Annotated in this window: 2 protein-coding genes and 1 pseudogene; 1 reads left to right on the top strand and 2 read right to left on the bottom strand. The window is 68.0% G+C overall.

Annotated features, from left to right (window positions below; translation table 11 throughout):
- The first annotated feature begins 601 nt into the window (after positions 1-601).
- Entirely contained in the window at positions 602-1618 is a 1017-nt protein-coding gene (locus tag QXH22_RS00890) for a PE family protein (RefSeq protein WP_306240884.1), read from the top strand.
- 1 nt (position 1619) lies between these two features.
- On the opposite strand, the pseudogene QXH22_RS00885 reads toward QXH22_RS00890, so the two are convergent.
- Positions 1620-1818 (bottom strand): annotated as a pseudogene (locus QXH22_RS00885) (hypothetical protein); the annotation flags it as partial.
- A 312-nt stretch (positions 1819-2130) separates the two neighbouring features.
- Positions 2131-8433 (bottom strand): sulfolipid-1 biosynthesis phthioceranic/hydroxyphthioceranic acid synthase, encoded by a 6303-nt coding sequence (gene pks2 / locus QXH22_RS00880; RefSeq protein WP_306274723.1) that lies wholly within the window; start codon positions 8431-8433, stop codon positions 2131-2133.
- Between the last annotated feature and the right edge of the window lie 686 nt (positions 8434-9119).

The raw sequence follows: 9119 nt of genomic DNA, 5'->3' as shown, positions 1-9119 counted from the left end.
AAAACCGCAGGTTACAGAGGTGGCAATCCACGCGGAGGTCCAGTCGGTGGTCGCTGGGCGGCGCGCGGCCCGCTTGGTCAAGCCCGGCGCCGTGATGGTGAACGGTCCTTTGTGGATGCATCGATTTAGGTAGCTGGCCCTCCCTCTAAACGTCTCGAGCGAGGATCTCACCTGCGGGTATTGAGATGCCAAAGTTCCTGTCGCATAGAGCAAGAACGAGTTGACCAGGGTTTCGGTCAGCACACTGTGCGCGGAGCAGGTAGGTGATGCAACACGAAGTCGCGTGTGTCAGTAGCGCGTTGAGCGCCGGTCATCGTTATGGCGTAGCCGGGTGTTTGTTCGTGTTCGTTGTCACGCGGGGGGTTTCTGACTTGCTCGCCGACATCGGCGGAGGGCGGCGCTCGAGACACTGGCGAAGACGGGTTCGTCGCTTCTGAGTCTGATTCATGCGCAGTTACGACTCGAGTGCGGCGAATCTAGTCCGGTCTGGCTTTAGAAACCGTCGTCGGGCGAATCGACTTGTACTGTCCTGCAGACCTTATGCGCTCTGTGGGTCGGCCCATATTGCGTCTATGTTGCCGTTGCTGAGGGGAGTGGTGTGGTGTCGTTCGTTGGTGTGGTTCCAGATGTGGTGCACGCAGCTGTGCGCGATTTTGTGGGCTTGGGAGAGGGGCTGCAGCAGGCGAATGTGGTCGCGTTGGAGGCGACGGTGGGTGTGTTGCCGGCGGCGGGGGATGAAGTGTCGGCAGCGATTGCGGCGCTGTTCGGCGGTTTAGGGCGTGAGTATCAGGCGGCCGGTGCGCAGGCAGCGCTGTTTCACCAAGATTTCGTGCAGTTGCTGGGCGCGGGGGTGGGAGCTTACGAGCAGACCGAGCAGGCGGCGGCGGGATGGTTGGAGCGGTTTGAGGGACAGCTGTTGGATGTGGTCAATGCGCCCTCGATGGCGTTGTTGGGTCGTCCGATGATCGGCGACGGTGTCGACGGAGGAACAGTTGACGGAGTTGGGCAGGCCGGCGGTGACGGTGGGTGGTTGCTGGGCAACGGCGGTCGCGGGGGCGCGAGCACAGCGGCCGGAGTGGCCGGGGGCACAGGCGGTGCCGCCGGGCTGTTCGGGACGGGTGGCAGGGGCGGGTTCGCCGTCGACGGTAGGGGTGGCACCGGCGGGCTCGCTCCGGTATTCGGTTTCGGTGGGGAAGGCGGCGCTTCGGGAAACAGCAGCTACGCCAGTGGTGTCGGCGGCGACGTAGGTCTTTTCGGTATGGGCGGGAAAGGCGGGACCGGTGCGGCCGGCGGCGATGCCCGCATCTTCGGCGTCGGTGGAAGCGGAGGCGGTGGCACGGTCGGGGGTAACGGCGGTAACGCGCTGATCGGCCTCGGCGGATGGGGCGGGACGGGGGCGTCCTTCTCTGCAATGGGTCAGGGTGGAAACGGCGGCGATGCGGTGATCGGCTTCGGCGGGAGGGGTGGGACGGGTGGATTTCCCTTTGTTGGGTCGGGCAACGGAGGGAATGGCGGCAATGCCCTATATCTCGGCTGGGCCGGCACTGGTGGCGGTGCGTCGGGTGGCAGCCTAGGAGAGAATGGGACAAATGCCTTTTTCGGCCTGCGTTGGCGTTGACTCAAATGGAGAGAGTGAGCCAAGTGGATAGCCCTGATTGTGCTGGAGGCTCCGGTAATTGGACTTCGACCAGTGGTTGGCCGGCTTCGAACTCGGCCGCCGGAAGGTCGCCGAGTTAGCCGGGCGATGTTGTGCCAGTGCGCCCAGCCCAGGGTCGCTAATTCGACGTCCTCGACGGTCCATCCAGGGGCCGTTGCGGGCAGTCGGTAATCCATTCGGCCTTGAAATTGACACGCTGAGACTCCGCGGTAGACACCCCGGGCGCATACCCATCGTCGATGTCTGCCTGGCGCACCCAGGCACGCGGCCTGTTCCGCCGGGCTCTAGCGACGCGCCTCAAGGTTCCGCGACGACTGTTCCTTTGGCACACCTGCATCCCCGTTTGCAAGGCCAGTCTCCGGGATTTCCAGGGCGATTCAGTCGGCGCAACCTGGGCTCGCGGCTTGAGTGCAGTTAACGACTCGCACACCAGCGCGGCAAGCTGACCGGGGAGCGGCGTTGCCCGCCGACCGTCAAGCAGGCGTCGAGACATCCTGGGCCGCCGCGAGCCTTTCCGCGATCCGGTCAGCCAGGTCACGCACCGTGGTGATCTCGTTGGACGTCAACCGGATTCCGGTTTCCGTCTCGATGTGCGTGCGCAGTTCGAGGTTGCCCAGCGAGTCGAGTCCGTACTCCGACAGTGCCCAGTCGGGGTCGACCGCACGCCGCAGAATCAGGCTCACACCCTCGGAGATGACCCGCCGCAACTGGCCCGGCCACTCCTCGACCGGCATCTCCATGAGCTTGGCGACGAGCTTATTGGTGCCCGAGCGGCCTTTCGCCGACTTGAACAATTCGGCGAACGGACTGCGCTGAGCGAAGGCGGTCAGCCAGGGCGAGCCGATCACCGGCGCATAACCCGTGTACGCCCGGTTGTGACGCAGCAGCGCATCGAACGCGTACGCGCCTTCGTCCGGGGCGATGGCCTCGCCTTCGCTGGACTGCTCGACGAACGCCGTCGCCCGGCCGATCTCCTCCCAGGCGCCCCAGGCGATCGAAATCGCCGGCAGCCCCTGGGCGCGCCGCCACAGGGTGAAGGCGTCCAGCCAGCTGTTGGCGGCGGCGTAGGCACCCTGGCCCGGCGATCCCACCAGCGCCGCCGCCGACGAGAAGGAGCAGAACCAGTCCAGGTCATGTCCTGCGGTCGCCTCGTGCAGGTGCCAGGCGCCGTGCACCTTGGGAGCCCAGTCGCGCTGGATGAGCTCTTCGGTGATGTTGGGCAGGGTGGCGTCCTCCACGACCGCGGCCGCGTGCAGAATCCCGCGCAACGGCAGGCCCGTGGCGGTGGCCGCGGACACCAGCCGGCCGGCCGTGCCGGCCTGGGTGATGTCACCGCATTCCACGACGACGTCCGACCCGATGGAGCGAATCAATTCGATTGTCTCCAAGGCTTTTTCGCTGGGCGTAGAGCGCGAGCTGAGCACGATGCGCCCGGCGCCGGCATCGGCCATCTTCTCGGCCAGGAACAATCCGAGACCACCCAGGCCGCCGGTGATGATGTAGGCGCCGTCACCACGGAACACCCGCGACTGCTCGGGTGGCAACACCACGCTGCTGCGGCCCGCGTGCGGGACCTCGAGGATGAGCTTGCCGGTGTGTTCGGCCGCACCCATCACGCGGATCGCCGTCGCCGCATCGGCCAGCGGGTAACTGGTGCTCTCGGGGATCGGCAACACGCCTTCGGCGGTCGCGTTGTACACCGTGGTCAACAACTCGCGGACCGCGGCCGGGTCGGTGGCAGACAGCAAGCCGAGGTCCAGGCCGTGGAACGACAGGTTCTGCCGGAACGGGAAGAGACCGAGCTTGGTGTCGCCGTAGATGTCGCGCTTGCCGATCTCGACGAACTGTCCGCCGCGGGCCAGCAGCTTGACCCCCGCCAATTGGGCGGCGCCGAACACCGAGTTCAGCACGATGTCCACGCCGTAGCCGTCGGTGTCGTGGCGGATCTGCTCGGCGAACTCGACGCTGCGCGAATCGTAGACGTGCTCGATTCCCATGGAGCGCAACAGTTCTCGCCGCTGCTCGCTGCCCGCGGTGGCAAAGATCTCGGCGCCGACGGCGCGCGCGATCGCGATCGCGGCCTGCCCGACACCGCCGGTCGCGGAGTGGATGAGCACCTTGTCGCCCGGCCTGATGCGGGCCAGATCCTGCAGGCCGTACCAGGCGGTGGCCGACGCGGTGGTGATCGCGGCCGCCTGGGCATCGGTCAGGCCGTCGGGAATGGGGGTGGCCAGGCGCGCGTCACAGGTGACGAAGGTGGCCCAGCAGCCGCTGGCGGACAGGCCGCCGACGCGGTCGCCGACCTTGATGTCGGTGACGTCGGGTCCCACCGCGGTCACCACCCCGGCGAAGTCGGTACCCAACTGGGGCTGCTGCCCGTCGGCCGTCTGGTAGCGGCCGAAAGTGACCAGCACATCGGCGAAGTTGATGCTGGAGGCACCGACGGCGACCTCGATTTCGCCGGGCCCGGGTGCCACGCGCTGGAATGCGGCGAACTCCAGCGTCTGCAGGTCACCCGGGGTGCGGATCTGCAGGCGCATGCCCTGGTTCTCGTGTTCGACCACAGTGGTCCGGCGCTCGTCGGGTCCCAGCGGGGTCGGGCTCAGGCGCGCGGTGTACCACTCGTCGTGGCGCCAGGCCGTCTCGTCTTCCTCGGACTCGGTGAGCAGGAGCTGGCGGGTCACCTGCTCGGCGCCGGTGTGCTCGTCGACGTCGACGTAGGTGACCTTCAGGTGGGGGTGTTCGGCGCTGATGACGCGCAGCAGGCCCCGCAGACCGCCTTGTTCGAGATTTGCGCAATCGTCGGTCAGCACCGTCTGGGCGTTGCGGGTCACGACGTACAGGCGAGCGGTCTGGCCCTCGATGTCGGGTAGTTCACGCGCGATGCGCACGAGGTGCTCGACGTATTCCCTGCCCCGGTCGACGAAGCCGCCGGCCTCCGCGTCCGCGCTCTGCGGTGCGGTGAGAACGACCACGCCGTTGAACGCGTTGGCGCTGAGCTGGTCGCGCAGGAGTCCGGCCTGCGCCTGGTGATCGTCGCGCAGCAGCCAGGAGATCGTCGCGCTGTCGGCGTCGTGCATCTTCAGGGTGTCGGTCAGCTGGGTCGCCATCATGTCGGCCGCGTCGGAAGTGCTGATCAACAACCAGTTGCCGGGCTCGGTCACGGTCTTGTCCGGCAGGTCGCGCTGCTGCCATTCGATAGTCAGCAGCCGCTCGGCCAGCACGCGGTCGCGCTCGCTGCCGGGCGCGGCGCCGGTGCCCATCTGCAGGCCGCGGACCGTCAGGAGCACGGTGCCGTGCTCGTCGAGGATGTCGATATCGGCGTTGACCCCCGAACCGTCCGGGGTCACCGTCGTCAGGCAGTAGCGGGCATGGCGGGCCGAACCGTAGGCCCGCAGTCGCCGGACCCCCAGCGGGAGCAGCAGGCCGCCACCGCCGGCGCTGGCGACGCTGGGGTGCGCGGCCACCGATTGGAAGCATGCGTCCAGCAGTGCGGGGTGCACGCCGTAGGCGCCCTGCTGGGCGCGGATCGAGCTGGGAACGGCGACCTCGGCCAGCACCGTGTCACCGGCTTCCTCGGTGACGTGCGCCGCGGTCAGGCCGCTGAAGGCCGGACCGTACTGGATGCCCCGCCCGTCGAACTCGTGGCGAAGGTCGTCGCCGTCGGCGGGGTTCGTGTGCGACGCCAGCAACGCCTCGATGTCATGGGCGGCCGGTGCTGCGCCGGCGTCTTCGTCGGACCCGGCATGCAGCATTGCCGAGGCCCGCCGGGACCGTTCGCCATCGTCGTTGGTCTCCACCACGAACGGAACGACACCGGGTGCCTCGACCGTCGCGGTAGCCCCGACAAGACTCACCTCGTCGAGGAGCAGCAACCGCTCGAATCGGACGTCACGGACCTCGGCGTTGTCGCCGAGCACCGTACGGGCTGCGGCCAGTGCCATCTCGCAGTACGCGGCGCCGGGAAGCGCTGCGGCGCGGTGGATTTGATGATCGCCCAGCCAGGGCTGCGCTTCGGTGCCGACGTCGCCCTGCCAGACGTGGCGCTCCGGCTCCTCGGGCAGGCGCACGTGCGCGCCCAGCAGCGGGTGCACTGCCACGGTGTTGGCGTGGGCGAGCCGGTCGGTGCTCTCTTCGAGCAGCAGGCGGCGGTGGGTCCACGCCGGCAGCGGTGTCTCCAGCAGATTGCCATTCGGGTAGAGCACGGCGAAGTCCACCGCGGCGCCCGCGATGTACAGGTTGCCGACCAGGCCGCGCAGGCCGTGTGGCAGCGGTTGCTCGCGGCGCATGGCGGCCAGTGCGGCCGCCGACATGTCGATACCCCGGGCGGTCTGGTCGACGGCGTGGGTGAGCAACGGGTGCGGGGACAGCTCGGTGAAGACCCGGTAGCCGTCTTCGAGGGCGGCCTGGACCGCGGCGGCAAACCGCACGGTGTGGCGCAGGTTGTCGGCCCAGTAGTACGCGTCGAAGTAGGGCTCCTCGCGCGGGTCGAAGGAGGTCGACGAGTAATAGGGGACTGCGAGCTCCTGGCCGCTGATGTCTTCCAACGCCTCGGTCAGGTCGTCGAGGATCGGGTCGACCTGGGGGGAGTGGGAGGCCACGTCGACGGCCACCTCGCGGGCCATCACGTCGCGCTCTTCCCAGGCGGCGATCAACTCGCGGACCGCATCCGTGGCCCCGCCGATCACGGTGGACTGCGGCGAGGCGACCACCGCGACGGTCACATCGGTGATGCCGCTGCCCAGGAGCTCCGAAAAGACTTGCTGCGCGGGCAGTTCCACCGATGCCATGGCGCCGGCGCCGGCGATGCGGGTCATCAGCTTGGAGCGCCGGCAGATCACCTTGACGCCGTCTTCCAGCGACAGCGCGCCGGCGACGACGGAGGCTGCGGACTCCCCGAGGGAGTGCCCGATCACCGCGCCGGGGGTGACGCCGTAGTCCTTCATGGTGGCGGCCAGGGCCACCTGCATGGCGAAGATGGTGGGCTGGACGCGGTCGATGCCGGTGACCTTCTCGGGTGCGGTCAGCGCCTCGGTGACCGAGAAGCCGGACTCCGCGGCAATCAGCGGCTCGATCTCGGCGATGGTGGCCGCGAACACCGGCTCGTTGGCCAGCAGGTCCTTGCCCATCCCGGCCCACTGCGAACCCTGCCCGGAGAACACCCAGACCGGACCGCGGTAATCCTGGCTCACCGCGGGCGGAAGGGGCAGCTCGCCACCGGCGAGCTCGCGCAGCGCCTCGGACAACTCGGTTGTGGTGCCGGCCAGCACGGCCGTGCGCACCGAGCGGTGACCGCGGCGGCGTGCCAGTGTGTAGGCGAGATCCGGCAGCGACAGGTCCTCCTGCGCGTCGATCCAGTCGGCAAGCCGCCCGGCCGTCGTGCGCAGCGCCTCTTCCGAACTCGCCGACACGGGAAAGACCAGCGTGCCTTCCAGGCCGGTGCTGCCGTCCGGGGACACGGTGACGGGTTCCGGGGTCGGCGCCGGGGCCTGCTCCAACACGGCGTGCACGTTGGTGCCCGACATGCCGTACGACGAGACGGCGGCCCGTCGCGGCTGATCAGGGTCGCTGATCGGCCACGCTGTAACCTCTTGTGGCACAAAAAGATTGGTCTCAATCTCGGCCATCTTGTCCGGCATGGTGTGGAAGTGCAGGTTCTGCGGCACCACCCCGTGCTGGACGGCCAGGATGGCCTTCAACAACCCGAGCGCACCGGCGGTCGATTGGGTGTGGCCGAAGTTTGTCTTGACCGAACCGACCGCGCACGGCCCGTCAATCCCGTAGACGGCAGCCAGGCTCGCGTATTCCAGGGGGTCACCCACCGGGGTGCCGGGTCCGTGGGCTTCGACCATGCCGACGGTGGCGGGGTCCACGCCGCCGGCCGCCAGCGCCGCCCGGTACACCGCTTCCTGCGCTTCAGCCGAGGGCGTGACGATGTTGACGGTGTGGCCGTCCTGATTGGCGGCCGTTCCGCGGATGACCGCCAGGATCCGGTCGCCGTCGCGCTGCGCGTCCGGAAGTCGCTTGAGGAGCAGCATCACGGCGCCCTCGCCGGAGACGAACCCGTCGGCCTCGACGTCGAACGCGTGGCAGCGGCCGCTGCGCGACAGCATGCCGTTGGCCGAACCAGACGCGAAGCGGCGTGGCTCGAGCATCGCGTAGACACCGCCGGCGAAGGCCAGGTCGCTTTCGCCCTCGCTCAAGCTGCGGGCGGCCAGATGTGCGGCGAACAGACCCGACGAGCACGCGGTGTCGACGGTGACCGCGGGACCACGCAGTCCGAGGGCATAGGACACCCGGCCGGAGGCCATGCAGGAGTTGGTGCCGGTGTTGCCGTACGGGCCTTCCAGGGCGCCGGTCTCGGCTTGCACGAACTGGTAGTCGGCGTGGGTGAAGCCGATGAACACTCCGGTGAGGGAGTCAGCCATCTGGGTGGGGGTGAGGCCGGCGTGCTCCATGGCCTCCCATGAGGTCTCCAGCAACAGACGGTGCTGGGGATCCATGGCGATGGCTTCGCGTTCGGAGATGCCGAAGAACTCGGGATCGAAGTCGCCGAGGTTGTCCATGAAGGCGCCCCACTTGCAGTGGGAGCGGCCGGGCACGCCGGGTTCGGGGTCGTAGTACTCGTCGATGTCCCAGCGGTCGAGCGGGACCTCGGTGACGAAGTCTTCGCCTCGGAGCAACGCCTGCCACAGCTGGTCAGGTGAGTCGATGCCCCCCGGCAGCCGGCACGCCAGACCAATGACCGCAACCGGCGTTACGCGTGCTTTTTCCACGGTGGTACGTCATCTCCTTAGCCCGCGTCCAAGTCATCTTCGGCAAGTTCTCGTCGAACTTCGCTCCCTGCTGCCCCAACCCGCAGCAGCGGACGCAATCGCCGACCCCCACATTTCGGCGCCCACGTCATAGTCAGGCGCGATCAGAAGCGTATCGGGTCGCTCCGCCGCATGTAGAAAAATCGTGCGAACGTACAAAAAATTTCGATCAAGGTGACGCTGATCACACCGCTCGCAGCCGGCCGGATAAGCCTCGCGATCAGCGGCAAAACGCCAGCATAGGGCCCTCGAACCGGAAAGTGGGACGGTTGTGCCGACACGGCCGGGCGGTATCCGGCCCGCAGCAGCCTTCCCTGCCTTGAGATGGTGAACCGGCGTCATCCGGTCGACCTGTTTCCGGCATGGCTCAATACGGCTGTGACTGCAATCGTGCGGTGTCGCGCAATGGCGCGCGTTCGTGTCCCGCGGCCACCCGCCGAAAGACCGATTTCACCGTGTCCAGATACCGGGCGACGGAATCCTAAGCGATCGGATTGCGCGGGAAGGAAGCGGTTGTGCTGCAACGGTATTCGTGGCCGTGGCCGTGGCCGTGGCCGTGGCCGTGGCCGGGGCCCGGCTGCGCAGTCGGCAGCAGCGGCCGCTTGGTCTATGCCGGCAGCGGTGCGTCCACCAGGCGGCCGTCCGGA

Source organism: Mycobacterium sp. TY814, assembly GCF_030755175.1.
In the GTDB taxonomy this organism is placed as follows: Bacteria; Actinomycetota; Actinomycetes; order Mycobacteriales; family Mycobacteriaceae; genus Mycobacterium.
This window is presented reverse-complemented; position numbering and strand designations above follow the sequence as displayed.